23 protein-coding genes and 1 pseudogene are annotated in these 26,213 nt (G+C 69.8%); 8 read left to right on the plus strand and 16 right to left on the minus strand.

The features are described 5' to 3' along the window. The first annotated feature begins 3 nt into the window (after positions 1 to 3). Positions 4 to 336, plus strand: a complete 333-nt coding sequence (rpl12p, locus tag F3H10_RS03955) for a 50S ribosomal protein P1 (RefSeq protein ID WP_149783539.1) — start codon at positions 4 to 6, stop codon at positions 334 to 336. Positions 337 to 468: 132 nt separating this feature from the next. Then, positions 469 to 660 carry a hypothetical protein gene (locus tag F3H10_RS03960; protein ID WP_149783540.1) on the plus strand — a complete coding sequence of 64 codons (192 nt, stop codon included), beginning with the start codon at positions 469 to 471 and terminating at the stop codon, positions 658 to 660. A gap of 25 nt (positions 661 to 685) precedes the next feature. Here the strand turns inward: F3H10_RS03960 and F3H10_RS03965 are convergent, their stop codons facing one another. Together F3H10_RS03965 and panB are read right to left on the minus strand one after the other, a co-directional pair. Beyond that, positions 686 to 2,353, minus strand: a complete 1,668-nt coding sequence (locus tag F3H10_RS03965; protein WP_149783541.1) for an ATP-binding response regulator — start codon at positions 2,351 to 2,353, stop codon at positions 686 to 688. 48 nt (positions 2,354 to 2,401) lie between these two features. Continuing rightward, positions 2,402 to 3,220, minus strand: a complete 819-nt coding sequence (gene panB, locus F3H10_RS03970; protein ID WP_149783542.1) for a 3-methyl-2-oxobutanoate hydroxymethyltransferase — start codon at positions 3,218 to 3,220, stop codon at positions 2,402 to 2,404. A gap of 146 nt (positions 3,221 to 3,366) precedes the next feature. Here panB and F3H10_RS03975 point away from each other — a divergent pair. Together F3H10_RS03975 and F3H10_RS03980 are read left to right on the plus strand one after the other, a co-directional pair. Beyond that, positions 3,367 to 3,636, plus strand: a pseudogene (locus tag F3H10_RS03975) (DUF5822 domain-containing protein); the annotation flags it as partial. Between the two features lie 353 nt (positions 3,637 to 3,989). Beyond that, positions 3,990 to 4,727, plus strand: a complete 738-nt coding sequence (locus tag F3H10_RS03980; protein ID WP_149783544.1) for a helix-turn-helix domain-containing protein — start codon at positions 3,990 to 3,992, stop codon at positions 4,725 to 4,727. Positions 4,728 to 4,743: 16 nt separating this feature from the next. Here the strand turns inward: F3H10_RS03980 and F3H10_RS03985 are convergent, their stop codons facing one another. From F3H10_RS03985 to larE, 8 genes are all read right to left on the minus strand, one after another. Further along, positions 4,744 to 5,073: a HalOD1 output domain-containing protein gene (locus F3H10_RS03985; RefSeq protein ID WP_149783545.1), complete on the minus strand. Its 330-nt coding sequence runs from the start codon at positions 5,071 to 5,073 to the stop codon at positions 4,744 to 4,746. 245 nt (positions 5,074 to 5,318) lie between these two features. Beyond that, on the minus strand, positions 5,319 to 5,873 hold the full coding sequence (locus F3H10_RS03990; RefSeq protein WP_149783546.1) for an HAD family hydrolase: 555 nt from the start codon (positions 5,871 to 5,873) through the stop codon (positions 5,319 to 5,321). After that, complete coding sequence (locus F3H10_RS03995; RefSeq protein WP_149783547.1) at positions 5,870 to 7,030, minus strand: acyl-CoA dehydrogenase family protein; 1,161 nt, start codon at positions 7,028 to 7,030, stop codon at positions 5,870 to 5,872. The genes F3H10_RS03990 and F3H10_RS03995 overlap by 4 nt, the downstream gene beginning before the upstream one ends. 67 nt (positions 7,031 to 7,097) lie before the next feature. Then, a complete protein-coding gene (locus F3H10_RS04000; protein WP_149783548.1) occupies positions 7,098 to 8,102 on the minus strand; it encodes an AIR synthase family protein in 1,005 nt (334 codons plus the stop codon). Further along, positions 8,099 to 9,322 (minus strand): alanyl-tRNA editing protein, encoded by a 1,224-nt coding sequence (locus tag F3H10_RS04005; protein WP_149783549.1) that lies wholly within the window; start codon positions 9,320 to 9,322, stop codon positions 8,099 to 8,101. The genes F3H10_RS04000 and F3H10_RS04005 overlap by 4 nt, the downstream gene beginning before the upstream one ends. Positions 9,323 to 9,414: 92 nt before the next feature. Next, positions 9,415 to 9,717, minus strand: a complete 303-nt coding sequence (locus tag F3H10_RS04010) for a glutaredoxin family protein (protein WP_149783550.1) — start codon at positions 9,715 to 9,717, stop codon at positions 9,415 to 9,417. A 61-nt stretch (positions 9,718 to 9,778) separates the two neighbouring features. Further along, positions 9,779 to 9,982 carry a hypothetical protein gene (locus F3H10_RS04015; protein WP_149783551.1) on the minus strand — a complete coding sequence of 68 codons (204 nt, stop codon included), beginning with the start codon at positions 9,980 to 9,982 and terminating at the stop codon, positions 9,779 to 9,781. 112 nt (positions 9,983 to 10,094) lie between these two features. Then, positions 10,095 to 11,111 (minus strand): ATP-dependent sacrificial sulfur transferase LarE, encoded by a 1,017-nt coding sequence (gene larE / locus F3H10_RS04020; protein ID WP_149783552.1) that lies wholly within the window; start codon positions 11,109 to 11,111, stop codon positions 10,095 to 10,097. Between the two features lie 155 nt (positions 11,112 to 11,266). Between larE and F3H10_RS04025 the strand changes: the two genes are divergently transcribed. Then, complete coding sequence (locus F3H10_RS04025; RefSeq protein ID WP_149783553.1) at positions 11,267 to 13,321, plus strand: MutS-related protein; 2,055 nt, start codon at positions 11,267 to 11,269, stop codon at positions 13,319 to 13,321. Positions 13,322 to 13,342: 21 nt separating this feature from the next. Here the strand turns inward: F3H10_RS04025 and F3H10_RS04030 are convergent, their stop codons facing one another. The 3 genes from F3H10_RS04030 to F3H10_RS04040 all read right to left on the minus strand — a co-directional run bounded on the left by F3H10_RS04030 (position 13,343) and on the right by F3H10_RS04040 (position 19,155). After that, a complete protein-coding gene (locus F3H10_RS04030; RefSeq protein ID WP_149783554.1) occupies positions 13,343 to 13,726 on the minus strand; it encodes a RidA family protein in 384 nt (127 codons plus the stop codon). Between the two features lie 122 nt (positions 13,727 to 13,848). Beyond that, complete coding sequence (uvrA, locus tag F3H10_RS04035) at positions 13,849 to 16,803, minus strand: excinuclease ABC subunit UvrA (RefSeq protein WP_149783555.1); 2,955 nt, start codon at positions 16,801 to 16,803, stop codon at positions 13,849 to 13,851. 114 nt (positions 16,804 to 16,917) lie between these two features. Continuing rightward, entirely contained in the window at positions 16,918 to 19,155 is a 2,238-nt protein-coding gene (locus F3H10_RS04040; protein WP_149783556.1) for a twin-arginine translocase subunit TatC, read from the minus strand. 117 nt (positions 19,156 to 19,272) lie between these two features. On the opposite strand from F3H10_RS04040, the gene tatC reads away from it, so the two are divergent. Next, positions 19,273 to 20,370, plus strand: coding sequence for a twin-arginine translocase subunit TatC (gene tatC, locus F3H10_RS04045; protein ID WP_149783557.1), 1,098 nt, complete (start codon positions 19,273 to 19,275; stop codon positions 20,368 to 20,370). A 17-nt stretch (positions 20,371 to 20,387) separates the two neighbouring features. Here tatC and F3H10_RS04050 read toward each other — a convergent pair whose 3' ends face one another. Together F3H10_RS04050 and F3H10_RS04055 are read right to left on the minus strand one after the other, a co-directional pair. Further along, complete coding sequence (locus F3H10_RS04050; RefSeq protein ID WP_149783558.1) at positions 20,388 to 20,837, minus strand: DUF6653 family protein; 450 nt, start codon at positions 20,835 to 20,837, stop codon at positions 20,388 to 20,390. A gap of 68 nt (positions 20,838 to 20,905) precedes the next feature. Then, the gene (locus tag F3H10_RS04055) at positions 20,906 to 21,367 is read right to left on the minus strand and encodes a DUF5807 family protein (protein ID WP_149783559.1); all 462 of its coding nucleotides are present in this window, start codon (positions 21,365 to 21,367) and stop codon (positions 20,906 to 20,908) included. Positions 21,368 to 21,660: 293 nt separating this feature from the next. On the opposite strand from F3H10_RS04055, the gene F3H10_RS04060 reads away from it, so the two are divergent. Further along, complete coding sequence (locus F3H10_RS04060; RefSeq protein ID WP_149783560.1) at positions 21,661 to 24,123, plus strand: DEAD/DEAH box helicase; 2,463 nt, start codon at positions 21,661 to 21,663, stop codon at positions 24,121 to 24,123. Positions 24,124 to 24,160: 37 nt separating this feature from the next. Here the strand turns inward: F3H10_RS04060 and F3H10_RS04065 are convergent, their stop codons facing one another. Continuing rightward, positions 24,161 to 24,988: an MBL fold metallo-hydrolase gene (locus F3H10_RS04065; RefSeq protein ID WP_149783561.1), complete on the minus strand. Its 828-nt coding sequence runs from the start codon at positions 24,986 to 24,988 to the stop codon at positions 24,161 to 24,163. Positions 24,989 to 25,142: 154 nt separating this feature from the next. On the opposite strand from F3H10_RS04065, the gene F3H10_RS04070 reads away from it, so the two are divergent. Further along, positions 25,143 to 26,189 carry a succinylglutamate desuccinylase/aspartoacylase family protein gene (locus tag F3H10_RS04070; RefSeq protein ID WP_149783562.1) on the plus strand — a complete coding sequence of 349 codons (1,047 nt, stop codon included), beginning with the start codon at positions 25,143 to 25,145 and terminating at the stop codon, positions 26,187 to 26,189. The last annotated feature ends 24 nt before the right edge of the window (positions 26,190 to 26,213 follow it).

The following is a 26,213-nucleotide window of genomic DNA, read 5'->3' on the forward strand; positions in this document are numbered from 1 at the left end:
CCAATGGAATACGTTTACGCTGCGCTCATCCTGAACGAGACTGGCGAAGAGATCAACGAGGACAACGTCACCGGCGTGCTGGAAGCCGCCGGCGTCGACGTCGAGGAATCCCGCGTCAAGGCGCTCGTCGCCGCGCTGGAGGACGTCGACATCGCGGAGGCCATCGAGACGGCCGCCGCGGCCCCCGCCGCGAGCGCGTCCGCCGGCGGCTCCGCCGACGAGGCGGACGAGGCCGACGACGAGGACGACGAGGAGGAGGCCGAGGCCGAGGAGGCCGACGAGGACGACGAGGACGAAGGCGACGGCGGCGAGGGCCTCGGCGAGCTCTTCGGCTGAGTTCGGTACCCTCCGCGTCGAAGACCGGGGCGAGACCGCCCCGCAGTACCGCGTTTTTTGAAGCCGTCCCGTTTCGCGCAGTGATAACGCCGTCCGCGAGTTTTTATACCGGTTCGGCGAATCGACTGTCGAATGAAGATCGTCGACGGCGACAAGGCGGAGTGCGATCGGTGCGAGTCGGTCTTCCCGCTCGAGGCGGTGTCGCTCCTCGAGAAGGAGACCAATCGGGACTACGAGCGGGTGTTGTGTTCGGAGTGTCTCGGTGCCGTCGGCGTCCCCAAGGGATACTCGCTCCGTCGGGACATCACGCACCTCGGCGGGTGACCGGCGAGACGTTCGTTCCCGCCGGTCACTCCTCGGGGTCGTCCGCGACGAACTCGACGCCCGTGACCTCGAAACGAGCGCCGCCGGCTTCGCCCTCCGTGACCGCGATCTCCCAGCCGTGTGATTCGACGATCCGCTCGACTATCCGCAACCCGAAGCCGGTCCCGTCGCGGCCCGTCGAGTAGCCCGCCTCGAAGACTCGCTTCCGGTCCTCGGGCGGTATTCCGGGGCCGTCGTCCTCGAGGAAGAACCCCGACCCGTCCGGGAGCTCGCCGACGACGACGGTGGGTCCGCGGTCGGCCTGCGGCCGACTACCCGTGGAACCGTGCTCGACGCTGTCGCCGGGCGAAGCCCGGCTGCCCGTGGAACCGTGTTCCACGCTGTCGCCGGATTCCTCTGGAATCCGGCTGCCAGTCGAGCTATGCTCGACGCTGTTTCGAACTAGGTTCTCGAAACACTGCCGGACGCGGCCCTCGTCGGCGTAGATCGCCCGATCGGTCTCCGCCCGGAGCGTCGCGCCGTCGACGTCGACGGCGCCGCGACAGTGCTCGAGGAGATCCGGGAACGAGACCGACTCGGTTTCGAGGGCCTCGGTCGCCTCGCGAGCGAGTCGCAGCAGGTCGTCGATCAGCGTCTCGATCCGATCGAGAGCGTACTCGACGCTCTCCAGGTGTTCGTTCGCGGGCGAGTCGTCGTCGACGACGGTACGGGCCAGCTCGAGCCGGCCGACCGCGACCGAAAGCGGGTTCCGGAGGTCGTGGCTCACGACGCTGGCGAACTCGTCCAACCGCTCGTTCCGGCGGGCCAGCTCTCGGCGCCTGTCGAGTTGCTCGAGCGCGGCGACGACGTTCCCGGCCAGGATCCGCCCGAGCGTCACGTCCCGTTCGTCGAACGCGTTCGGAACGTGCGACCCGGTAACGAGGACGCCGTATCCCTCGAGCGGGACCGTGAGCTGGCTCTGGATCGTCGTCTCCGGATTGGCGACGTCGGGATCCGACGGTACGTCCCCGACCGCCTCCGCTCGACCCCGCTCGAAGACGCGCCAGACGATGCTCTCCCCGGGGCCGTACGCCGGCGGCCCGTCGGTGTCCCACGAGAGCCTCATCGCCGCGTCTGTCGAGGCGATCGGCTCGACCACGTTCGCCTCCTCGTCGTACAGGTACACCGTGCTTGCGACCAGCCCGTGGATGTCGCTCATCGCCTCGACGGCCACCGTCGCGACCTCCTCCCGCGTGGTCGCGCTGATGAGCGCCGCGTTCGCCTCGTGAAGCGCGACCAGCTGTCGGTCGCGTTCGGCGGCGGTCGGGGCGTCGCGCCGACCGACCGCCTCGCGGACGCACGCGACGATCCTCGCGCCCCGATCCGCGCCTTCGCCCTCCGACGGCACGTACGCCGAGACGCCGGACGCGACCGCCTCGCTCGCGACGACCTCGCTGCCGGTTCCCGCCTTCGGAGCGAGGACGAACGGGACCTCCCCGTGTGACGACCGGACCGACTCCAGTAGCTCGATGCCGGTTCGGTCGGGGAGCTCCTGGGCGGTGACGACGCACTCGACCGGCTCGCCCGAGAGGAGGTCGAGCGCCTCCTCGGCCGTCCCCGCGGACCGCGGCCTCGCGTCGGGAAGCTCCCGTCTCACGGACGCCGCCGTCCGCTCGAGGGAATCCGGGTCGCCGTCGACACAGAGGACGTTCATGCGCTCCCGGACGACGGTTCGGGTGAAATAGCTTTGCCGGTGACGGAGCTACTCGTCCGTGCGGTACACGTCCTCGAGGTCCTCCTCGACGTGTGCGTGTTCCTCGGCGGGGAACTCGCCGGTCTCGACCGCGTCCCTGTACTCTCCGATCGCCCGTTCCATCTCCCCGCGCACGTCGCCGAACTGCCGGGAGAAGGGTGGCGACCACTCCCCGAGCCCGATCACGTCGTCGATCACGAGGACCTGCCCGTCGCAGTCGGGACCCGCGCCGATCCCGATCGTCGGGGTCTCGAGCGCCTCGGTCACCGCGGCCGCGAGGTTGGCCGGGACGTGTTCCAACACCAATGCGAACGCGCCCGCCTCCTCGTGGGCGCGGGCGAGGTCGAGGATCTCCGCCGCGGCCTCCTCGTCGGTTCCCTGCCGGGTGTACCCGCCGAGCCGGTTGACGTGTTGGGGGGTGAGCCCGAGGTGCGCCATCACTGGGATCCCCACCTCCGTCATCCGTCGGGTGGTCTCGACGGTGTGCGGGCCGCTCTCGATCTTCACCGCGTCGGCGTCGGCCTCCTTGAGGAGCGTTCCGGCGTTGTGAACCGACTCAGCCTCCTCGACGCCGAACGAGAGGAACGGCATGTCGGCGACGACGAGCGCGTCCTCGACGGAGCGCGCGACGGCGGCGGTCCGGGAACGCACGTCCGCCATCGTCACCGGGAGCGTCGAGTCGTAGCCCAGCGCGGTGTTGCCCATGCTGTCGCCGACGAGGACGACGTCGATCCCCGCCTCGTCGACGACCGCCGCGGTCTGTGCGTCGTAGGCGGTGAGCATCGTGATCGGCTCCTCGCGGTCCCGGAGTCCCCGCGTCGTGGTCATCGATCGGCGGTCGTTCCCCGTCCGATTAAAACCGCCGGGATCCGCGGAGCGAGTCCGGGGGAACCGCCGGCGACCGCCGCCGAACGGAGAGGGTGAGAGAGACGCCGACCGCCACCGATATGTCGGTTCGCCCCGGTTGGGAACCCGTGCAACCCGTCGAGCAGGTCGAGGTCGAGGGCGTCGACTACGGGTGGGTGATGCAGACGACGTTCGTCGTCACGATCCTCGTCGGAGCGCCGGTCGTCGCCGTCCTCTCCACGTTCGTCACGCTGGAGTCGTGGGGGGCTCGCGCCGCGTTCGCGGTCCGGGTCGGCGCGCCGATCTGGTTCCTCACCGCGGTCGTGGTCGCGGTCTACGCGAGACGTACCGAGGCCGGCGACGGCTACTCGAGCCCGGACGACGAGAGCGACGAGGATTGAAGCGGATCGGGTATCCCCGACGATCCACTCGTTCCCTCCGCTCGCTCCTCGAGGTCGGGGGATCCACGTTGAACTACACTCGTCCGGTGTTCCACGCACCAGTTCTCGCCGTTTTTGCCCGCGAGATAGTAGTGAAGAACCGGGCTTGATGAACCGTCTTACCTTCGACGGGGATCTCCCGACCGTCGTCAACGGCGTGGAACCCACACGCGTTTCCTTTTTCGAGATCGCTACTCTTCGTGCTGACTCCCTACTAGACGTCGTACGGACGAAACAGCCGGAAGTTTGAAACTACAATTGGATTTATCGTTTACATAAAATCTTAGCACCGTCACGGTATATGATATGTAATGAGCACTGTAGAGGACCAGGGAGACGACCGGACCGACTCAGTGGTCGAGATCGAACTCACCGTTCGGAACGCGGGATATCCGTTCGTTGGCGTGTCCGGCGAAGAAGGCTGTAGGGTTGAACTCGCGGAGATCATACCGCGTCCGGAAGCACGGTACGCGGAGTTCTTCAACGTGTTAGGTGCGCCTCCGGCTCGAATCAAGCACCACACGGACTCGTATGAGACCGTCGAGACCTCGCTTCTCCGTGAATACGATGACGGCGGTCTGTTCGAATTCGTCGTTTCGGGGAACTGTCCAGCTCATCGGCTCGCTGAACTCGGAGCGCTCCCTCGCACCGTCGAAGGCGTCAATGGTCAGGGGCGCATCGTCGCTGAGATCCCGTTGAGGTATGACCCGTCAGCGGTCACGGAGTCGTTCTTCGCGGAGTATCCCGATTTCGATCTCATAGCTAAACGAACGAAAGACACACATACGTCCATGTTAACGCCCTCTACGTTCCCGCGGTCACTCCTCAACGACCTGACTGACAGACAACGGGAGGTCCTACGGACCGCGTTCGAGATGGGGTATTACGAGTGGCCGCGCGACTGTACCGGACGGGACGTTGCTGACGAACTCGATATCACGTCGGCTACCTTCTCGGAACACGTCTTTACGGCCGAGCGCAAGATCCTCACCGTCATGTTCGGAAGCGCCGACGGGACCCGTCCGCCGGACGTCGGTTCCGACGAGTAGGAGGCCGTTCGAGGCGTCACTCTCCGTCGTTCGTTCGGGGCGAAACGGCTATCCACTCGTCCGCGCTGACAGTGACGGTACACCCCTCATATCTAAACTTCACACAGCCCCTTCCAAACCGGTGTGGCGATTCGAAGAGCATGTTGAGGGCGGCGGAATCGATCGTGTCGTAGAGCGGCCGCAAGTCCTCCAGATCCGTTTCGATGGCTTCCGCAACCGTCTCAACTACACGGATGGAGACGGTCTTGTCGGATCCACGGGCGAACGTCGACGTGTACGTTTTCGACGCCGTCTCGGAGCACGGTCCTTCGTCTTCTCGTCCGGAGTAGTCGCGTTGTTGGGTCATGGGTCACCGTGATCTGACTACCATCCAGTGGGAGAAGGCGAGCGAGGGGTTTATCCTCCATCCCTATCCCTGAAGGGTCGTTATCATCGTCTCCGCTACCCGGACGTCCGTGGATCCCTCGTACGGACTACCGCCGAAGTCCGCCCCACACCGCGGCCGAACCGGCCGCAACGGCGGATCGATACTGCTCACACCGACACCGATCGAAAGAGGACCGAATCGGTCTCCGGAACCGTCAACGCGACCTACTCGCCGAGCAGGTCGGCGACGGAGACGAACGGGACGCCCGCGCGGTCGGCCGTCACCGCGTCGCTCTCGGAATCGCCGACGAAGACGGCCCGCTCCGGTTCGGCCCCGAGCGCGTCGACCGCCGCCAGCAACGACTCCGGTTCGGGCTTGTGCGTCTCGGCGGTGTCGCGGCCGATCACGGCCTCGATCGCTCCCTCGAGGCCGTGGGTCTCGAGGGCGATCCGGCAGGCCTCCTCGCAGTTGAGCGAGCAGACCGCCGCGGGGTGGTCGTCCTCGCCGGCGGCGAGTCGCTCGCCGAGCGACAGCAGGGTCGACGCGCTCGCGCCGGCGCGCTCGTGGTCGGCGATGGTCTCCTCGACGGCGGCCTCGACGCCGTAGTCGGCCGCGGCGTCGAGTAACGACCAGAGGTCGCCCGTCGGCGGGATCAGTGCGTGCTCGGCGTACACGCCGACGACGTCCTCGGCGACGGCGTCCCAGTCGACCGCGAGTTCGAGGAGGGTACCGTCGAGGTCGTACACGATCGCGTCGGCCGCGTCGAGGGCGGTGGTCATCGTGTGTCGAAGAGCCCCCGAGCGATGACTTCCTTTTGGATCTCCGTCGTCCCCTCGTAGATCTCCGTGACCTTCGCGTCGCGGTAGAACCGCTCCACGTCGTACTCGACCGTGTATCCGTAGCCGCCGTGGATCTGAACCGCCTCGTTTGCCACCGACATCGCGGCCTCGCTCGCCCGGTACTTCGCCTGCGCGGCGGCGACGCGGGCGTCCTCGCCCGCCTCAGCCCTCCTCGCCGCCTCTCGGACGAGCAGCCGTGAGGCGGCGACGTCCGTCGACATCTCCGCCAGCTTGTGACGGATCGTTTGGATCTCCGAGAGCGGCTCGCCGAACTGCTCCCGCTCCTCGGCGTACGCCGTCGCCGCCTCGAGGGCGGCCCACGCGACGCCGACGGCCTGTGCGGCGATGCCGATCCGCCCGCCGGTCAGGGTCCCGAGCGCGGCCGAGAGCCCACGCCCCTCCTCGGTCAGCCGGTTCGCCGCCGGAACCCGGCAGTCGTCGAAGGCGATCGGCGTCGTGTCGGAGGCGCGTAAGCCGAGCTTCTCCTCCGACGGGCCGACCTCGAACCCCGCGGCGTCCGCCGGGACGAGGAACTGCGTTATCGAGTCGGGGTCGTCGGGGTCGACCTTCGCGAAGACGACGGCGACGCCCGCGCGCGAGCCGTTGGTTATCCACTGTTTCTCGCCGTTCAACACGTACTCGTCCGCGTCCGGGTCGTGCTCGGCGGTCGTCGACATCCCCGCCGGGTTCGACCCCGCGTGCGGCTCGGAGAGACAGAACGCCCCGACCGGGCGACCCTCGGCCATCTCGGGGAGCCACCGCTCGCGCTGGGTATCCGTCGCGAACTCGGCGAGACAGGAGGTCACGAGACAGTGGACGGAGAGCGCGGTCGCGACCGCGAGCGACCCGTGTGCCAGCTCCTCGTTGACGACGGCGTAGGTCGTCTCGTCGGCGTCGGATCCCCCGTACGCCTCGGGGACGGTGAGCCCCGTGAGTCCGAGTTCGGCGAGCCCGTCCCACACGTCCTCGGGAAACGACCCCTCCGCGTCGGCCTCCCGTGCGCCGGGCCGGACCTCCTCGCGGGCGAACTCCCGGACGAGGTCGCGGACCGCCGCCTGTTCGTCGGTCAGCGCCGACCCGACGCGCGCGCCAGTCATGGCCCGGGGTTCGGACCCGGCGGGCAAAAGTGCGCGGGGCAGGTCGGGGGCAACGCGGGGAGGCCGGTCACTCCCAGAGCCGGTACAGTTCGTCGCGAGGGGGTTCGCGGATCGACTCGCCGTCGAGGAGGAGCGTGCCGGCCGGTTCCCCGTCCGGCTCCGCCTCCGGCTCGCGGACGGATCCGATCTCGGCCGCGTCGATGCCGGTCGCGTCGTCGCTGGCGGCCGCGAGCGCGTCGAGCGCGTCGTCGACCCGGTCCTCGGGAACCGCCGCGAGCAACGCGCCCGACCCGAACGCGCGGAGCGGGTCGATCCCGAGCGCGTCACAGCAGGCGCGCGTCTCCGGCCGGACCGGCACCCGCGAGCGCTCGACGTCGAGGACCGTCCCGCTGGCCGTCGCGAGCTCGACGAGCGCGCCGGCGACCCCGCCCTCGGTCGGGTCGTGTGCCGCGGTCGCGAACTCCCGGACTGCGGCGGCGTCGGGGACGACGCTCACGTCCTCGAGGAACGCCGCGGCCGACTCGAGCGTGTCGTCGGGGACGCCCGCGTCCGCGCATTCCTCCCGGAAGTCGGTCGCGAGGATCGCGGTCGCCTCGATGCCCGCGCCCTTCGTGAGCAGCAGCCGGTCGCCGGGGCTCGCCCCGCCGGTCGGGAGGAAGCGGTCGGTCGTCCCGAGCGCCGTCATCGAGAGCAGCGGACGCTCCAGCGCGGGCACCGTCTCGGTGTGGCCCCCGACGACCGCCGCGCCGACGTCGGTCGCCGCCCCGTCGACGTCGGCCGCGATCGTCGCCAGCCGGTCCGCGTCGTCGTCCGGCACGAGGACGGTGTTCGTCAGCCACCGCGGGTCCGCGCCGCTCGCGGCGACGTCGTTACAGGCGACGTGGACCGCGAGCCGCCCGACCGCGTCGGCCGCCAGCGACAGCGGGTCCGTCGCGACGACGAGCGTCCTGTCGCCGAGGTCGATCGCGGCCGCGTCCTCGCCGTACGCGGGGCCGACCGCGACCGCCGGGTCCGCCGCCCCGGTCGCCGCGAGGAGGTCCGCGAGCGCGTCGGGAGGGACCTTGCCGGTCATCGGCTCCGGAGCCAGTCGACGACCGACTCGGGGTCGGCGTCGAGCCCGCCGCCCTGCGCGAACGTCGGGCCGCCGCCCCCGCCTCCGCCGAACTCGTCGGTGACCGCCCCGACGACTTCGCCGGCGTCCGCGTCGGCGTCGGGCACGGCCGCGGCGACGACGAACGGCGCGCTTCCCGTCCCGACCGCCGCGAGCGCGTCGACGTCGGCCTCGGACTCGAGCAGCGCCTTCGCGGGCTCCCGGAGGTCGTTCGGGTCCGCGTCCGCGACGGTCCCGACCGCCCAGACGACCCCGTCGACCTCGCTCGTCGGGAACTCCGCGAGCCGGGCGCCGAGCAGGTCGGACTGCGCGTCCCGGAGCGCGGAGTCGAGCCGGTCGACCTCCCCGCGGAGCCGCCGGACCTCGTCGGGGAGGTCCTCGACGTTGGTGTCGGCGGCCGTGGCCGCCTCCAGCGCGGCCGCGTGGCGGGCGGCGACGCGGTCGATGGCGGTCGGGCCGACCGCGAACTCCACCCGCGTCACGCCCTCGCCGGGGTTCGACCGGTCGAGCGCCGTGATCGTTCCGATCTCCGCCGTGTTCTCGACGTGGGTGCCGCCGCAGGCCGCCACGTCCCAGTCCTCGACGGTGACGACGCGGACCGACTCGCCGCCGCTCATCGCGCCCTCCTCGGTCTTGGTGTTGAACGCGATCCCGTCGCGATCGCGCGCCGCCGCCTCCGGAAGCACTTCCCACGAGACCGACCGGGACTCCCAGACCGCCCGGTTCGAGAGCCGCTCGAGCTCGACGAGGTCCTCGTCGTCGAGCGGCTCGGCGGTGGTGAGGTCGACGCGGACCTTCTCGGGGGAGATGTCGAAACCGGCGTAGCCGAGGTCCTCGCAGGTCCGGCGGGCCGCGCCGTAGAGGACGTGCGAGGCGGTGTGCGCCCGGGCACAGTACGTCCGGAAGTCGTCGTCGATAACGCCCGTCACGACCTCGCCCGGCTCCACGTCGCCCGCACCCCCGGCGGTCGGGTCCTCGCCGAGGACGTGGACGACCTCACCGTCGCGCTCGGTCACGTCGTCGACGAGGACGCCCGCGAGGGTCCCTCGGTCGGCCGGCTGGCCGCCCGACTCGGCGTAGAAGTACGTCTCCTCCAGTACGACCTCGCGGCCGTCGACCCGTTCGACCGTCGACTCGAACTCGCGGACCGCCGGCTCCGCCGGCGCGCGTGATGCCGTCATGGAGGAGCCGTCGTCGCGGTCGGGTAAATAGGTGGCCGGTCGCTCCCGCGTTCACCCGCCTCACCCGTCGTCCGTTTACCGTCCACCGCCGCTCACGACGCCGCGAGCAGCTTCAACCGGAGCTCCCGCTCGTCGACCTCGTATTTGAACGCCGGGGTGCCGTCGACGAACACGTACGGGACGCGCTCGCCGTACTCCTCGGCGAGTTCGCGGTCCGCGTCGACGTCGACCGTCTCGAGGTCGACGTCGACCGCCAGGTCGGCCGCGACACGCTCGACCGTCTCGCGGGCGACGACGCACAGATCGCAGTCCTCGCGGGTGTAGATCGTGACGGGGACCGGGTCCGCGCCGGTTCCGGTCGACTCCGATCGGTCCGTCTCGGTCTTGTCGCTCACGCCCGCGGATCGGGCCTCGACGGCCCAGTGCGTTTCGATCCGTCCGACCGGCCGGACGGCCTCACTCGCCGTCCGGGTCCACGAGGAACTCGACGTCGCCGGCGATGACCGCGCTGGCGACGACCGCGCTCCCGACGGCCAGCGCGACCACGAGCGTGATCAGCGTGACCCGCATGGGGTCTCCGCCGATCGCGACGCCGACGAACGCGCCGACGGAACCGCCGACCCCGCCCGCGAGCACGGCGAGCGTGTTGGCTTCGCCCATGCCGTGGGATCGGCCGATGTGGCTTATAAGCGTTCGCGCCGGATTCTCCCGGCTGATAACGTGAGTTGACTGACGTGTCCGGACGGACTGCGCTCGATATCGATCGGCGGCGTCAGCGGGGGTACCGGCGGTCGAGATCGAGGGCGTCGCCCTCGGCCGTGTCCTCTCCGTCACCGGTCGTGTCGCCGTCGCGTTCGGCGGTACCGTCGCCGTCGCCGCCGTCGTCGCCAGCGCCGTCGCCGGTCCCGTCGTCCGTTTCGCCGCCGGGGCTCACGCTGCCGGTCCGGTAGCCCGCCATGTCGAGGGTGACGTACTCGAAGCCGATCTCGGTGAGGTGTTCGTGGACCGCGTCGGCGAAGGCGGGATCGAGCGCGCGCTCCAGTTCGTCCGGGGCGATCTCCACCCGCGCGAGCCCGTCGTGGTCGCGGACCCGGAACCCCGAAAAGCCCCAGTCGCGAAGCAGGTTCTCGGCCTCCTCGACCCGCGAGAGCCGCGCCTCCGTCACCTCGAGCCCGGTCGGGATCCGCGAGGAGAGACACGCCATCGACGGCTTGTCCGCCACCGACAGGTCGTACGCCTCGGCGATCGCGCGGACCTCCTCTTTCGTGACCCCGGCGTCGAGAAGCGGCGAGGACACGTCGAGCTCCTCGACCGCGCGCAGGCCGGGACGGTGGCCCTCGCCGGGGTCGTCGGCGTTCGTCCCGTCACAGACGGTCCCGATCCCGAGCTCGCGGGCGCGGTCGTACATCCGGCCCAGCCGCATCGTCCGGCAGTGGTAACACCGTTCGCCGTCGTTGGCGACGAAGTCGGGGTCGTCGAGCTCCGAGAAGGTCACCGTGTCGTGGCGGACCCCGATCTCCTCTGCGACCCGTTTCGCGTCGTCGAGTTCGGCGGCCGGCAGCGTCTCGCTGCGGGCGGTACACGCGACCGCGTCCTCGCCGAGCGCGTCGTGTGCGAGCGCCGCCACCACCGAGGAGTCGACGCCGCCGGAGAAGGCGACGAGGACCCCGTCGCGGGCCGCGAGCGACTCGCGAGCGGATCGTGCCTTCTCCGCCGTTTCGGGGTCGAGCCGGTCCGTTCCCGCCGCGATCGGGTCGTCGGTCCCGACCGCGGGAGCGTCCTGATCCATGGCCGCGGTTCGTCGTCGTCGGGAAAAAGGGCGTCGGCGTCGGCGCACAGGCGCACCGATGTCGCCGCACCGGCGCGTCGATGTCCGGCGTATCGCCGTCGAACGGGCCGCCGACACCCGCATCCTTTTGCGGGTTGCCGCGATATGAGGCGTGAATGGAGTTGGAGGCGATCCCCGGCGTGGGAGAGAAGACCGCGCGGGCGCTCCGTGAGCTCGAGGACCCGGCAGCGACCGTCCGGTCCGGCGACGTGGCGGCGATCGCCCGCGCGCCCGGGATGAACGAGGCGCGGGCGGCCCGCGTCGCCCGCGGCGCGATCCGCCGCCGCCACGACGACGGGAGCCGCGTGCTGGCGACCGACCGGGCGCGAGAGGTGTACCGCGACGCGCTCGGCCTGCTGAAGGAGCGCACGGTGACCGACTACGCCGAGAAGCGGCTGGAGACGTTCTACCCCAGCGCGTCGGCCTCCCGGATCGCGGAGGCGCAGGCGTTCGCCGCGGCGGCGACCGAGCGCGACCCCGACCCGGCCGTCCTGGAGGCGCTCTCCGGCGTCGAGCCGCTCGCGGACCCGCCGACGGTCAGGGTTCGCGACCGCTGTCTGGCGACCGCCGATGCCGAGGTGTACGCCCGCGCCGAGGCGCGAGTGCCCGAGCTGTCGGTCGAGACGGTGGATGACACGCGGGACGTCGCGGAGCTCGCGCGGTCGTACGCGACCGTGATCGTCCTCGACGAGGCGTTCGCCGGGATGGACGTGGAGGGCGACGTCCACGTGCGGCCGGACGCGCTCGAAACGCCCGCGGAGACCGTCCCAGAGCGGCTGTTGGCCTTCTTCGCGGAGAACCGGGAGCGGCTGGAGGCGGCCGCGGCGGTTCACGAGACGGTCCACGAGGCGGACACGGGAGCGGACGCCGACCCCGCCGCCGACCCCGACGCGCTTCGGGACGCCCTCTTTCGACTCGACGACGACGGGACGATCGTCGGGGACGCGGAGCTCGAGCGACTGACCGCCGCCGTCGACGACCTCGACGCGGCGGTCTCGACGGCCGAATCGGTCGCCGACGACCACCTGCGCGAGGCGATCCGCGAGCGCGACGTCACCATCGAGGGCACGGACTTCCTCTCGCTCGTCGAGCAGGGCGCGCGCGTCGACTCGCTTCTCGACCGCGAGCTCGCCGACGAGTACGACACTGCGATGGCACGCGCCCGCGAGCACCTCGTCGACGCGCTCGAACTCGAGCCCGAGGAGGCCGACCTCGCGGAACGCGTCTTCGACGACGACCCCTCGTTTCCGGTCGAGCGCGACGAGTCCGCGGTCTCCAGGCTCCGGACCGAGCTGGCCGCCGGCCGGGACCGGCGGGCCGCCCGGCTGAAAGCCGAGCTCGCGGCGGATCTGGGCGACCTCCGCGAGCCCGTCGAGGAGCTCGTGCGCGACGCCCTCGAGCTCGACGTGGAGCTCGCGATCGCCCGGTTCGCCCGGGACTTCGACTGCGTCATGCCCGAGGTCCGCGACCCGGGCGGAGGCGAAGCGGGAGGCGGGGCGGAAGGCGATGCGGACGACGAGAGCGGGAACTCCGGCGGCTTCCGGCTCGAAGGCGGCCGCTCGCCGCTCCTCGACGTGGAGTTCGAGGAAGTCGAGCCGGTCGACTACGCGGTCGACGGGGTGCGGCTGCTCTCCGGGGTGAACTCCGGCGGGAAGACGTCGACGCTCGACCTGGTCGCGCTCGTGGTCGTCCTCGCGCAGATGGGGATGCCGGTCCCGGCCGCGGACGTGGAGCTCGACCGCTTCGAGGAGGTCCACTACTACGCCAAATCGCAGGGCACCCTCGATGCGGGGGCGTTCGAGGCGACCTTGCGGGACTTCGGCGACCTCGTCGAGGGCGCGGACGGGCGGCTCGTGTTGGTCGACGAGCTGGAGTCGATCACGGAGCCGGGCGCGTCCGCGAAGATCATCGCGGGCATCCTGGAGGCGCTCTCCGAACAGGACGCCACCGCCGTCTTCGTCTCGCACCTGGCCCGCGAGATCCGCGAGGCGGCCGACTACGACGTGGTGGTCGACGGGATCGAGGCGGTCGGGCTCGTCGACGGCGAGCTCCGCGTGAACCGGTCACCGCGCGAGGGACACCTCGCGCGCTCGACGCCGGAGCTCATCGTCGAGAAGCTGGCCGAGGACCGCGGCGGCGGGTTCTACACGGACCTGTTGGAGAAGTTCTGAGGGCGGAGTACTCGCCGAAACTCACTCGTCGCCGTCGAGTTCCGCGTCGACCGTGATCTCGACGTCGAGCGGGGCGGGGAGCCGCGACACCTCGACGCAGGTCCGGGCGGGATACGGCTCGGAGAGGTACGACCGGTACGCCTCGTTCACCTCGTCGTAGTCGTCCATGTCTGTGAGGTAGACGGTGGCACGGACGATCGCGTCCGCGTTCGTGCCGGCCGCCTCCAGTATCCGCTCGACGTTCGCGAGCGTCTGGGTGGTCTGTGCGCCGACCGACTCCGGGGCCTCGCCGGTCGCGGGGTCGACGCCGGTCTTGCCCGAGACGTGGACCGTGCCGTCCGAGACGATGGCCTGCGAGTACGGGCCGAGCGCGTCCGGGACGTCGTCGCTGGTGATCTCCTTCATCGTCCCGAGCGACGACGTAGCGGCATATCAAAGTGCGGGTCGGACGGGAGCGCGGTCGACGCGGCGGTACCGAACCCGGACGAACTCGGCGAATCCCGATGGGTTCGGCGAACTCGTCGAACTCAGTCGTCGTCCGCGGCCTTCGCGGGCTTCCGACGGTCGCTTCTCGGCCCCTCGATGTCGACGGCGGGGAGGAGGTCGCGCAGGTACCGCCCGGTGTGTGAGTCGTCCTCGCGGGCGATCGCTTCGGGCGTCCCGCTGGCGACCAGTTCGCCGCCGCCCTCGCCGCCCTCGGGACCGAGGTCGATCACGCGGTCGGCGTTCTTCACGAGGTCCAGTTCGTGTTCGATGACGACGGCCGTGTTGCCGGCGTCGACGAGCCGGTGGAGCACCTCGATCAGCTTGCGCTCGTCCTCCTTGTGGAGCCCGGTCGTCGGCTCGTCGAGCAGGTAGAGGGTGTCGCCGGTGGCCTTCTTGCCGAGCTCCTCGGCGAGCTTCACGCGCTGGGCCTCGCCGCCCGAGAGGGTCGTGGAGGGCTGGCCGAGCTCCATGTAGCCGAGCCCGACGTCCTTCAGCAGCTTCAGGCGGCGCTGGAGCCCCCCGTGGCTCTCGAAGAAGTCGTACGCCTCCGCGACGCTCATCTCGAGCACGTCGGCGATGGTCGCGCCCTTGTAGGTCACCTCGAGCGTCTCGTCGTTGTAGCGCGCCCCGCCGCACTGCTCGCAGGGGACGTGGACGTCGGAGAGGAAGTTCATCTCGATCTTCACGGTCCCCTGGCCGCCGCACTCCTCACAGCGGCCGCCCTTCACGTTGAACGAGAACCGCCCCTTCTCGTAGCCGCGGCGCTTCGCGAGCTTGGTCTCCGCGAACAGCTCGCGGACGTGATCGAAGACGTCGGTGTACGTCGCGGGGTTCGACCGGGGCGTCCGGCCGATCGGCGACTGGTCGATGAGCCGCACCGTCTCGATCCCCTCCATCCCCTCGATCGCGTCGTGTTCGCCGGGGTCGACGCTCGTGTTGTCGTTCATCTCGCGGGCGAGCCCCTTGTACAGGACGTCGTGTATCAGCGTCGACTTGCCCGACCCGGAGACGCCGGTGACCGCCGTGAGCGTGCCGAGCTCGATCGGCACGTCGAGGTCCTTCAGGTTGTGCTGGCGCGCGCCCCGCACGACCAGTTCGCCGTCGGGATCGCGTCGATCGTCGGGCACCGGGATCGACTTCCGGCCCGCGAGGTAGTCGGCGGTGACCGACTCGTCGGCCGCGACGATGTCGTCGAAGTCGCCCTGTGCGACCACCTCGCCGCCGCGCTTTCCGGGACCCGGGCCCATGTCGATGATCTCGTCGGCCCGGCGCATCGTCTCCTCGTCGTGTTCGACGACGACGAGGGTGTTCCCGAGGTCGCGTAACCCCGCGAGCGTGTTCAACAGCCGGTCGTTGTCGCGCTGGTGGAGCCCGATCGAGGGCTCGTCGAGCACGTACAGCACCCCGACGAGCCCGGAGCCGACCTGCGTCGCGAGCCGGATCCGCTGGCTCTCGCCGCCCGAAAGCGTCGAGGCCTCCCGGTCGAGCGTGATGTACTCCAGCCCGACCTCCTCCATGAACCCGAGCCGAGCGCGGATCTCCTTCAAGATCTCCGTCGCGATCGTCGTGTCGCGCTCGGAGAGCTCCGCCTCCATCCCCTCGAAGTGCTCGCGCGCCTCCGCGATCGACAGCCGGTTGACCTCGGTGATCGGCGTGCCGGCGACGAGGACGTGTCGCGACTGTTCCTTGAGCCGCGTCCCCTCGCAGGCGGGACACGTCGTCACGGCCATGTACTCCTCGATGTGGTCGCGGGCGCGCTCGGAGTCGGTCTCGACGTGGCGGCGCTCGAGGTTCGGAATGACCCCCTCGAACCGCTCGGTCTTCTCGCGGGTGCCGTTCTTCGTCGTCCACTCGAAGTGGACCATACCGTCGGTCCCGTAGAGGAACTGCCGCCGGATCGACTCATCGAGCTCCTCGAAGGGCGTCTCGAGGTCGACGCCGAAGTGCTCCGCGACGTTGTCGATCTGCCGGGAGTAGTACGTCCGGTTGTAGCTCCACGGCTCGAAGACGTGTTTCAACGGCTTCGAGGGGTCGACGACGACGAGGTCCTCGTCGACCTCCTTCGTCGACCCGATCCCCTCACACTCGGGGCACGCGCCGTACGGGCTGTTGAAGGAGAACGAGCGCGTCTCGATCGCCGAGAACTGGAAGTCCGAGTTCGGATTACCGAGTTCCTCGGAGAACTCGACGATCAGCCGGTCGTCGCCCTCCGCGTCCGCCGCCAGCGCCCCGGTCGACCGGGCGTTCGAGGCGAACGGAGTGTCCGCGGGCGGGTCGGGGACGATGAGTTTGAGCGCGCCGCCGGCCTCCTCGAGGGCCGTCTCGACCGAGTCCGTGATCCGCGAGCGAGCGTCGGGGCTCACCTTCACGCGGTCGACGATCACGTCGATCGTGTGGTCGTAGTTCTGGTCGAGGTCGGGGTCGTCGAGCGTCAGGTCCGTCGGCTCGCCGTCGACCTCGACGCGGGCGTAGCCGTCGGAGACGAGGTCCTCGAACAGGTCCTCGAAGGCCCCCTTCTGGTCGCGTACGACCGGCGCGGCGACCTTCGCGCGGGTGCCCTCGGGGAGTTCGAGGATCTGGTTCACCATGTCCTGGGCGGACTGTTCGCCCACCTCCTCGCCGGTGATCGGGTCGTGTTGGACGCCGACCCGGGCGTACAGTAGCCGGAGGTAGTCGTGGAGTTCGGTGACCGTCCCGACCGTCGACCGGGGGTTGTTGGCGGCGTTCTTCTGGTCGATGGAGATCGCCGGCGAGAGCCCCTCGACCGACTCGACCTGCGGTTTGTCCATCTGTCCGAGGAAGTTGCGAGCGTACGCCGACAGCGACTCGATGTACCGGCGCTGCCCCTCGGCGTAGACGGTGTCGAACGCGAGCGACGACTTGCCCGACCCCGAGAGGCCGGTGACGACCGTGAACTCCTCGCGCGGGATCCGGACGTCGAGGTCCTTGAGGTTGTGCTCCTCCGCGCCGCGGACCTCGATGTAGTCCTTGCTCATTCTGCTCCCGTGTTGCGCCCGCGCGCGGGAATACCCGTCGGTTTCGGCGGTCCGAGTCGTCGTTGCGGCCGCGGGAATCGGGGACCGCGCCCGGCGGTGACGATCGCCGGACCGCTACCGACCGACGATCTCCGCCGGCGGCGAGAGGTCCCGCCGGCCGCCGAGCGTGACGAGGAACAGGACGCCGAGCCCGATCCCGTACGCGACCATGAGCGGGATCGTCACGAGGAACATCGTGATCACGTCCGCGGGGGTGAACACCGCCGCGAACAGCATGATCCCGACGGTGACCTCCCGCCAGCGCCCGCGGAAGCCGTCGTAGGGGACCCCCGCGTTGTTCAAGAGCACCATCGCGATCGGGATGTCCGCGAGGAAGCCGATCCCGATGGTGGTGAAGATCACGAGCCACATGAAGTCGCTCACCTGGTAGGTGATGATCATGTTCGCGTTGGCGGCGTCGGTGACGAGCCAGCCGATGATCCGGGGCGCGATGTACGCGTAGCCGAGCGCGAACCCGCCGATCAGCCCGGCGAAGAGCGCGCCCGCCCAGAGGTACACCTGCCGGATCCGCCCGGCGACGAACCCGCGGTCGCGCAGCGCCGGCCACGCGGAGTAGAGCAGAACGGGGAACACCGCGATCCCGCCCAACAGGAGCGAGAACTTCACCATGAAGATCAGCGCCTCCACGGGGTGAAGCGTGATGATGTTGATCCCGCCGCCGACCTCCGCCGGAACCCGCTGCTGGAGGTCCGCCCGCACCGCCGCGAGCCCGCCGAGGTACAGCCAGGTGAACGCCGCGCCCATCACGCCGCCGAACACGACGAGGAGGATGAACGACTTCGAGCGAACCGAGTCGAAGATGAACTTGAGGTCGGTGTAGTAGCCGCCGATGTCGTCCTCGGCCTCGTCGTCCCCGGTGAGTTCGGAGAGGAACGTCGAGGAGGCGCGGGAGGTGCGGTCGCCGACCGACGAGGCGAGCCCGCCGCCCGCGCCACCGCCGCCACCGCCGGCCGATCCGTCACCCGCCGTGCTCGTGCCGTCTCCGCTTCCGTCGCCCTCACCGCCCTCGCCGGCGGCGTCCTCGGTCACCTCGTCGAAGCGGTCGAGGATCGCCTGCGCCTTCTCGGCGTCGTCGTCGTCGAGCGCCGCCTGCGCCCGCGCGAGCGACTCCTCCTCGGACATCTCGAGGAACGGCTCCTCGGGCGCGGCGCGGATCCCCGCGGCGTCGAGCTCGTCGAGGTCGATCGCGGCCGGGTCGCCGTACTGATACCCCGCGCTCGTGGTGTCGAGGTCGGTGTAGACCGCCCACAGCGTCGCGACGCCCGCGAACGCGAGCGCCCAGGCCGCGGCGTACACCGCGGCGGCTGTCACGGGATCGAGTCCGAGCCCCTCCCCGGGCGCGAGGAAGCGCCAGTCGCTGTTCGCCGCGCGCAGGAGGCCGTTGATCCCCGTCCGGCCGCCGTACTCGTAGAAGGCGTACACGAGGCCGCCGCCGAGGACGGCCGCGCCGCCGACGACGTTCCAGTGGTTCCGAATCGCGCCGAGCACGCGGATCCGGTCGGAGCTCCGCTTCGCGGTGACGACCAGCTTCGCGAGGTAGAGGCTGAAGCCGTACAGCGCGACGAGCGGGAACGCCCACATCAGCTGGGTGAACGGGTCCGGCGGCGAGAACACCGCGCCGAAGACGAAGATGGCGACGACCGCGTAGCGCCACTTGTCGCGGAACGTCTCGTACTGGACGATCTCGGCGTACGAGAGCCCGGTGATGAGAAGCGGCATCTGGCCGGCGAGCCCGAAGGAGAGCGAGAGGAAGACGATGAACTCCGTCCACATCACGATGCCGTAGGTCGGCTGGATGCCGGCCTCGAGCCCGAACCCGGCCAGAAACGAGAACATGATTGGGAAGAAGGCGTAGACGCCGTAGGCGACGCCGACGGTGAAGAGTCCGAACCCGAGCAGCCCGATCGCCGCGAGCTTCCAGCGGGGGACCGGCGACTGCGGCCACATCCCGCGTGCCCGGAGCTCGTCGCGGGTGAAGTAGATCAGCGCGGGCAGACAGACGATCGCGCCGACGACGAGGCCGATCTTCGCCTGGAGGAGGATGACCTCGAAGGGGGTGGTCGCGATGACGTCGGCCTCGGCGGCGACGTCGGGGGACATGTTCGCAAGCGTCATCGCGAAGAGGTAGTCCCAGACGTGTACGCGGAGCGCCCAGAACGTGCCGATGAAGCCGATCAGGAAGACGACGAACACCTTCTGGAGGTCCTTCTGGATCGACCGAAGGAACGCCCGGGCCGACTCGCGGCCGGCCGCGAGCGACTGTTGGGTGTCCTCGTCGAGGGCACTCGCCATACGGCGGCAGAGGACCGTCGTCGTTATCAACCTTTTCGACCGCGTCCGCGAAACGTCCCGCTGAGGGCGGCGTCATCCGAAAAGGCCTATAATCACCCGGTGGCGTACCTAAGGTGAATGGACGACGACGACCGGCCGAGCGACGAGCCGTCGGACCCCGAAGACCTGTCGCCGTCGGTCGAATCGAGGAGGTCGACCACGGTCGACGACGAGGTTCTCGGGGAGGATCCCGCGTCGACCGACGAGGAGGACGCCGACGGGAACGTCGAGGAGGAGACGGAGGGTGTCGAGGGCGACGAGGACGGCGGCGACGAGATCGACGACGAGGACGGTCCTGACGACGACGAGGACGGTCCTGACGACGACGCCACGGACGGCGAAGACGAAGACGACACGGACGAGAACGACACCACGGACGGCGACGACGAAGACGACGCCACGGACGGCGGCACGCCGGCGACCGCCGGCGACGCCGAGGACCTGGGCGGGATACAGGGTCCGGAGACCGACGAGGAGATGCCGCTCGCGGAGCACATCGAGGAGATGATGCGGCGGCTCGCGGTCGTCTTCCTCTTCGGCGGGCTCGCGACGCTCGTCGCGGTGACGGAGTCGACTGAGCTCATCAACTACTTCTGGGGCTACCACATCCCCGCGCCGCTCGAGAACCGGCCGCGGCTGTACGGGCCGCTCGAACTGCCCCTGACGCGGCTGAAGGTCGCCGGTCTCGCGGGCGTCGTGGTCGGCCTCCCGGCGTTCGTCTACCAGACGTACCGGTTCATGAAGCCGGGCCTCTACGAGAACGAGCGGCGCTACTACCTCGCGGCGGTCCCGACGAGCCTCGTTCTCGGCGGGATCGGGATCGCGTTCGCGCACTTCCTCGTGTTGCCCGCGATCTTCTCGTATTTCACCACCTACACCTCCGACGCGGCGACGATCGCCTTCGGGCTCGCGGAGACGTTCAACCTGATCGTGATCATGCTGGCGTTCATGGCGATCGTCTTCCAAATCCCGCTTTTCATCATGCTCGCGATCATGATGAACCTCGTCACGCGGCAGTGGCTACAGGACAAACGCCTCATCTTCTGGGGGTCGTTCCTCGGGATCGCCTTCCTGTTCAGCCCCGACCCGACCGGGATGGCCCCGATCATCGTCACGCTCACGATGATCGTCCTCTTCGAGGGCACGCTCGCGATCCTGCGCTGGACCGGGAACTGAGGATCGTCCTCCGGTCCTCACTCCCCGCTCGATCCCGCTCTCTCCGCGTCGTACCGACGCACGAGCTCGTCGACGAACCGGAGTTTCAACAGGATCGACGCCAGTCCCGCGAGCGTGGCTCGCACCGGCCGCTTCCGATACGCGGACAGAAACGCGTACGCGAAGACGGGGAGGTTGATCAGGTTGAGGACGGCGGGATACGAACGCGAGAGGACGGCCTCCTCGCGCTCGTCGATCCACCACCGCTCGGCGAGCACGACGCGGGTCATCCACGCGTCGTCGGTCGCGGGCGGCGAGAACAGGACGGGGTTCACCACGGTGAATGCGAGCGCGAGCGCGGCGATCCGCCCGTCACGTCGGTACACGGCGTACAGCAGCACCGGCGTGACGAGGACCCGGCTCCACCCGCTCTTCGGGTTCGCGTGCCGCCGCCAGACGGTATCGGAGACCGATCCGAGGGGATCCATGCCCTATCTCGGGCCGCCGAGAGCATAGCGATTTCCCCGACTCGGTCCCTCACGCTTCGACGGTCGTGTTACGCCCGATCGCCGATGACCCACTTCTGCGAGTAGCTCTCCCCGCAGGTACAGTGCGCGTACGCGTGGATCACGTCGCCCTCGGCGTAGAGGCCTCCCACTTCGGGGTTCTCGCCCTCGGCGAACGCGAACACGAACCGGACGTCGTGGTCGTCGTCGTCGTCGCCTTCGGCGTCGGCTTCCGCGTCGCCTCCGGCGAACGGACACTCGCCGCCGTCGAGCGAGCGGGCGATCCGACCCTCGGCGGCCATCGCCTCCTTCGCGAACTCCATCGCACCCATGCCCGTGCCCGCCTGAAACGCCGAGCGACCGGTCTCGCCGTCGAGGACGAGGCGGACCCCGTCGTCGGTCTCCGTGCCGACCTTCCGGAGCCGCGAGTCGTCGTCGAGGAACGCGTCGCTCAGGTAGAACACCACGTCGTCGAGCCGGTCGCCGGCGAGGAACTCATCGAGCTTGCTCATGCCGGGCCGAGGCGCGTGAACCCTAAAAGGCGTGCGAGTCGCGTCCGCGGCGCGGGGGCCGTGCCGGTCCGAACCGATCCCGGCGAAGCTGGAATCGGGGTAAGTGTTAATACGAACCACGGAGATCCGTCAGCCGATGAGCACGCAAACCCCGTCCGGAGACCGGCTCGTCGAGTGGGCGAAGTTGGTCGACGAGGACGTGCCGGAGGAGATCCGGGAGGACGCCCCCGGCGACCGATAACTTTCACCCCGCTTCGCGAAGCCTTTAGGCCGATGGCGGCGAAGCGTCGCCGATGGCGACCGAGGTCACAGGAATAGACCACCCGTTGCTCGTCGACGACTTCCTCCAGTCCCGCCGCTACCAGCTGCGGCTCGCGGACGCCGCGCTCGACGACCACACCCTGGTGTGTCTCCCGACCGGCCTCGGCAAGACCACGGTGAGCCTGCTCGTCACCGCGAGACGGCTACACGAGGCGGGCGGGACGGCGCTGTTTCTGGCACCCACCAAACCGCTCGTCCAGCAGCACGCCGACTTCTACCGCGAGGCGACGACGATCCCGGACGACGAGATCGTCGTGTTCACCGGCGACGTGAAGCCCGACGACCGCGCGGCGCTGTTCGAGGACGCCCGGGTCGTGATCGCGACGCCGCAGGTGATCGAGAACGACCTCGTCGGCAACCGGATCTCCGTCCGCGACGTGACCCACCTCACCTTCGACGAGTGTCATCGCGCGACCGGCGACTACGCGTACGTGTACATCGCCGAGCGGTACCACGCCGACGCCGCCGACCCGCTCGTGACGGGGATGTCGGCCTCCCCCGGCGGCGACATCGAGGAGATAGAGACGGTCTGTGAGAACCTCGGGCTGACGAACGTGGAGGTGATGACGGAGGAGGACGCCGACGTCGACGAGTACACCCACGACACCGACGTGCGCTGGGAGCGGGTCACGCTCCCCGAGGAGGTCCTCGAGATCCGCGACGCGCTCAACGAAGTGATAACGGGCCGCTTGGAGAAGCTGAAGTCGCTCGGCGTGACGAACAAGACGAGCCCGGACCTCTCCCAGCGCGACCTCAACGAGATGCGCGGGAAGCTGAAGCGGATGATGGACAACGACCAGTCGGACGGGTACAAGGGAATGAGCACCCACGCCGAGGTGATGAAGCTCCGCCGGGCGGTCGAACTGGTCGAGACGCAGTCGGTGGAGTCGGTCCGGCGCTACTTCGAGCGCCAACGCGAGGCCGCCCGCTCCTCGGGCGCGTCGAAGGCGAGCCAGCGGATGGTCGCCGATCCCAAGGTCCGCGAGGCGATGCGGAAGGCCGAGTCGTTCGACGGGCTCCACCCCAAATTCTCGCAGGCGCGGATCCTGCTCGCGGAGACGCTCGGGATCGAGGAGGGCGAGCGCGCGATCCTCTTCACGGAGTCGCGCGACACCGCGGAGGCGCTCGTGGAGTTCCTGGAGGCGAGCTTCGACGTCCGGAAGTTCGTCGGCCAGGGCGACAAGGAGGGGTCGGACGGGATGACCCAGAAACAACAACAGGAGACGCTCGAGGAGTTCAAGCAGGGCGAGTTCGAGGTGCTCGTCTCCACGAGCGTCGCCGAGGAGGGCCTCGACGTCCCCGAGGTCGACCTCGTCTGCTTCTACGAGCCGGTCCCAACCGCGATCCGGTCGATCCAGCGCAAGGGACGGACCGGCCGGCAGGCGGAGGGGAAAGTCGTCGTCCTGATGGCCGAGGACACCCGCGACGAGGCGTTCTTCTGGATCTCCAGGCGACGCGAGAAGGAGATGGCCAGCCAGCTCGCCGACCTCAAGGCCGCCACCGACGACATCGAGGGGACCGTCGGCGACGACGGCCAAGCCGGACTCGACGCGTTCGCCGGGAACGGGAGAGACGTCGGAACCGACGGGAACGACGGAACCGACGGCGACGACGAGAGCGGCGATGGCCCGCAAGCAGACGATACGCCGACCGACGACGAAGCCGCCTCGACGGACGCCGGCCTCACCGACTTCGCCGGCGAGGCGCGAGAGAGCGACGAGGCCACTTCGGACGCCGACTCCGCGGACGCCGCCGACGGCGTCGTCGCGACCGCCGGCGCCGACGAGGGCGTCGAGGTCGTGATCGACCAGCGCGAGCTCGACTCCTCCATCGCGAAGACGCTCTCGACGCACGACGGGCTACTCACCCGTCTGGAGACGCTCGCCGTCGGCGACTACGTGCTCTCGGACCGTGTCGCCGTCGAGCGGAAGTCGGCGGCGGACTTCGTCGACTCCATGCTCGATTCCGACCGCTCGATGTTCGAGCAGGTCGGCGAGCTGTCGCGGGCGTACGCCAGACCGGTGCTGGTCGTCGAAGGGACGAACCTCTACGGACAGCGCGACATCGACCCCAACGCGATCCGCGGCGCGCTCGCGTCGCTCGCGGTCGACTTCGGGATCAGCGTCCTCCGGACCGAGGGCGAGACCGACACCACGGAACTGCTCGCGACGATCGCTCGGCGCGAACAGGAGACCCGCGACCGCGAGGTGAGCGTCCACGGCGAGAAGACGACGAAGACCCGCGCGGAACAACAGGAGTACGTCGTCTCCTCGATCGCCGACATCGGCCCGATCACCGCCCGCGCGCTGCTCGAGCACTTCGGCTCGGTCGAGGCCGTGATGACCGCGCCCGAGGACGACCTGCTCGAGGTTGAGGGCGTCGGGCCGGTGACCGCCGAGCGGATCCGCGAGGTCGTCGGGAGCGAGTACGAGTGAGCGCGAACGACCGCGGTCGTGAGCGACCGTCGTCTCGCTACAACTCGTAGGTCTCGCCGTCGACCGCGAGCGGCTCCGCGAACGCCTCCTCCGGCGGGTAGAAGTGCGCGAGGTGGACCAGCCGCGTCCGGTCGGCGTTCAGGTCCTCGGCGAGCGCGAGCGCGCCCTCGCGAGTCATGTGCTTCGTGCCGAACGTGCGCGGGACGCCGTCGGGTCCCTCGTGTCGCCCGCCGATCGGGTGGTGTTCACACAGCGAGGCGGGGACGATGGCGTCGGCGAGCAGGAGGTCCGGGTCGGCGAGCGCCTCGCGGGAGCGTTCGGGAACGTCGTAGCTCGTGTCGCCCGTCAAGGAGAGCTTCCCGCCCGTCTCCGGATCCTCGACGACGACGCCGAAACACAGAAGCGGCGGGTGGTCGACGGGGACGAACCGGACCTCGAACCCGCAGGTCTCGAACGGCTCGAGCGGCTCGCGCGAGTGGACGCCGATCCGGTCCTCGAGGTAGTCGTACTTCCGGCGGACCGTCTCGGCGACGCTCTCGTCGGTCGCGGGGTCGGTCCCGCTCGGCGCGTGGACGGGAAGCCCGTCGACGAGCCGGTAGACGTTGCCGAGGCCGTCGAGGTGGTCGAAGTGGATGTGCGTCACGATCCCGGCGTCGGGCAGCCCCACGTCGTTGTCCAGGAACTGGCTCCGGAAGTCGGGGCTGAAATCGATTAGCAGCGACTCGCCGGTCCGCTCGTTTTCGACGTGGACCGAGAACCGCGAGCGCGACACCCCGCGATCGCGCGCCTCGCGACAGGTGTCACAGTCGCAGCCGACGGTGGGCGTCCCCGTGGTGTCGCCGGTTCCGAGGAGGGTGACCCGCATCTCGTGGAACGCTCCTCGCCGCACGGCCTTAGCGTCCGTGATCGGGAACCGGCTCCGCCGCCTCGGTCGAGCGTCGTCGATCCCCATCGCTCGCGACTCGGTCACCGCCGGCCGCGACCCCGATTTATAACCGAGTCGGGACCAACGCTGGGGTATGCACGACAGTCGAGAGCTCGTCCTCGCACGGCTCCCGTCCGGCGTCCCGATCCGCACGACCGTCCACGTCTACGGCGAGGGAACCCTCGTCGACGGCGAGGAGGGTCCCGAGCTCGACGTTCCCGACGACGGCGGCCCCGTCGTCTACGCGCAGGCTGCCCAACACGGCCGGGAGGTGAACGGCGCGGCGGTCCTCCGGCGGCTTCACGGTCGGCTGACGGGCGAAGCGGACGATGACGCCGCCGATCTCGGCGACGGGATCGACGACGACGTTCGCGGGACGCTCGTGAGCGTCCCGGTGGCGGACCCGCTCACGTTCGATCGCGTCTCGTACACGACGCCGGAGTCGCTCGACTCGATCAACGCCAACATGAACCGCTGCTGGCCGGGCGACCCCGACGGGACGCTCCACGAGCGGATGGCCGCGCGGCTCTGGCCGTTCGCGAGCGCGGCCGACGCGGTCGTCGACCTCCACACCGGGTCGCCGAACATGCTCACCCACACCGTCTACATGCGCGGCGACGAGGAGTGCCGGGGCCTCGCGGAGGCGTTCGGCACCGACCTCCTGTTGGCGGAGGCCGCCGGCGACGACGCCGACACGGAGTGGGCCGAGCGGAACTTCGGCGGGAAGTTCCGCGTGGCCGCGACCCGCGAGGGGATCCCGACGATCACGCCCGAACTCGCCCACAGCCGCGAGGTCGTCGAGGAGGCGGTCGAGACCGGCGTCGACGGGATGGTGGGCGTCCTGCGACGCGAGGGCGTACTCGCCGGCGACCCCGCCCCGTGGGATGGAACCGTCGCCCGCAACCACCTCGGACGGGTGACCGCGGCCGACTCCGGGCTGTTCCGGGCGGAGCCCGACCTCGCGATCGGCGACGAGGTGACGGACGGGGAGCGGCTCGGCGAGGTGTACGACCCGACGACCTTCGAGACGCTCCAGGTCGCCGAGGCGGACCGCGACGGGATCGTCTACTCGGTCGCCCGCGAGTCGACCGTCACCGCGGGCGCGACGCTCGTGGGCGTCGCCGAGCGGATCGAGGAGTGAGACGGCGGACTCGCGTGACGGACC

The organism is Halorubrum aquaticum, assembly GCF_900113615.1.
Lineage (GTDB): Archaea > Halobacteriota > Halobacteria > Halobacteriales > Haloferacaceae > Halorubrum > Halorubrum aquaticum.

Coding starts and splice junctions, on each gene's coding strand:
- rpl12p (WP_149783539.1), top strand. CDS start 4: ATGGAATACGTTTACGCTGCGCTCATCCTGAACGAGACTGGCGAAGAG.
- F3H10_RS03960 (WP_149783540.1), top strand. CDS start 469: ATGAAGATCGTCGACGGCGACAAGGCGGAGTGCGATCGGTGCGAGTCG.
- F3H10_RS03965 (WP_149783541.1), bottom strand. CDS start 2,353: ATGAACGTCCTCTGTGTCGACGGCGACCCGGATTCCCTCGAGCGGACG.
- panB (WP_149783542.1), bottom strand. CDS start 3,220: ATGACCACGACGCGGGGACTCCGGGACCGCGAGGAGCCGATCACGATG.
- F3H10_RS03980 (WP_149783544.1), top strand. CDS start 3,990: ATGAGCACTGTAGAGGACCAGGGAGACGACCGGACCGACTCAGTGGTC.
- F3H10_RS03985 (WP_149783545.1), bottom strand. CDS start 5,073: ATGACCCAACAACGCGACTACTCCGGACGAGAAGACGAAGGACCGTGC.
- F3H10_RS03990 (WP_149783546.1), bottom strand. CDS start 5,873: ATGACCACCGCCCTCGACGCGGCCGACGCGATCGTGTACGACCTCGAC.
- F3H10_RS03995 (WP_149783547.1), bottom strand. CDS start 7,030: ATGACTGGCGCGCGCGTCGGGTCGGCGCTGACCGACGAACAGGCGGCG.
- F3H10_RS04000 (WP_149783548.1), bottom strand. CDS start 8,102: ATGACCGGCAAGGTCCCTCCCGACGCGCTCGCGGACCTCCTCGCGGCG.
- F3H10_RS04005 (WP_149783549.1), bottom strand. CDS start 9,322: ATGACGGCATCACGCGCGCCGGCGGAGCCGGCGGTCCGCGAGTTCGAG.
- F3H10_RS04015 (WP_149783551.1), bottom strand. CDS start 9,982: ATGGGCGAAGCCAACACGCTCGCCGTGCTCGCGGGCGGGGTCGGCGGT.
- larE (WP_149783552.1), bottom strand. CDS start 11,111: ATGGATCAGGACGCTCCCGCGGTCGGGACCGACGACCCGATCGCGGCG.
- F3H10_RS04025 (WP_149783553.1), top strand. CDS start 11,267: ATGGAGTTGGAGGCGATCCCCGGCGTGGGAGAGAAGACCGCGCGGGCG.
- F3H10_RS04030 (WP_149783554.1), bottom strand. CDS start 13,726: ATGAAGGAGATCACCAGCGACGACGTCCCGGACGCGCTCGGCCCGTAC.
- uvrA (WP_149783555.1), bottom strand. CDS start 16,803: ATGAGCAAGGACTACATCGAGGTCCGCGGCGCGGAGGAGCACAACCTC.
- F3H10_RS04040 (WP_149783556.1), bottom strand. CDS start 19,155: ATGGCGAGTGCCCTCGACGAGGACACCCAACAGTCGCTCGCGGCCGGC.
- tatC (WP_149783557.1), top strand. CDS start 19,273: ATGGACGACGACGACCGGCCGAGCGACGAGCCGTCGGACCCCGAAGAC.
- F3H10_RS04050 (WP_149783558.1), bottom strand. CDS start 20,837: ATGGATCCCCTCGGATCGGTCTCCGATACCGTCTGGCGGCGGCACGCG.
- F3H10_RS04055 (WP_149783559.1), bottom strand. CDS start 21,367: ATGAGCAAGCTCGATGAGTTCCTCGCCGGCGACCGGCTCGACGACGTG.
- F3H10_RS04060 (WP_149783560.1), top strand. CDS start 21,661: ATGGCGACCGAGGTCACAGGAATAGACCACCCGTTGCTCGTCGACGAC.
- F3H10_RS04065 (WP_149783561.1), bottom strand. CDS start 24,988: ATGCGGGTCACCCTCCTCGGAACCGGCGACACCACGGGGACGCCCACC.
- F3H10_RS04070 (WP_149783562.1), top strand. CDS start 25,143: ATGCACGACAGTCGAGAGCTCGTCCTCGCACGGCTCCCGTCCGGCGTC.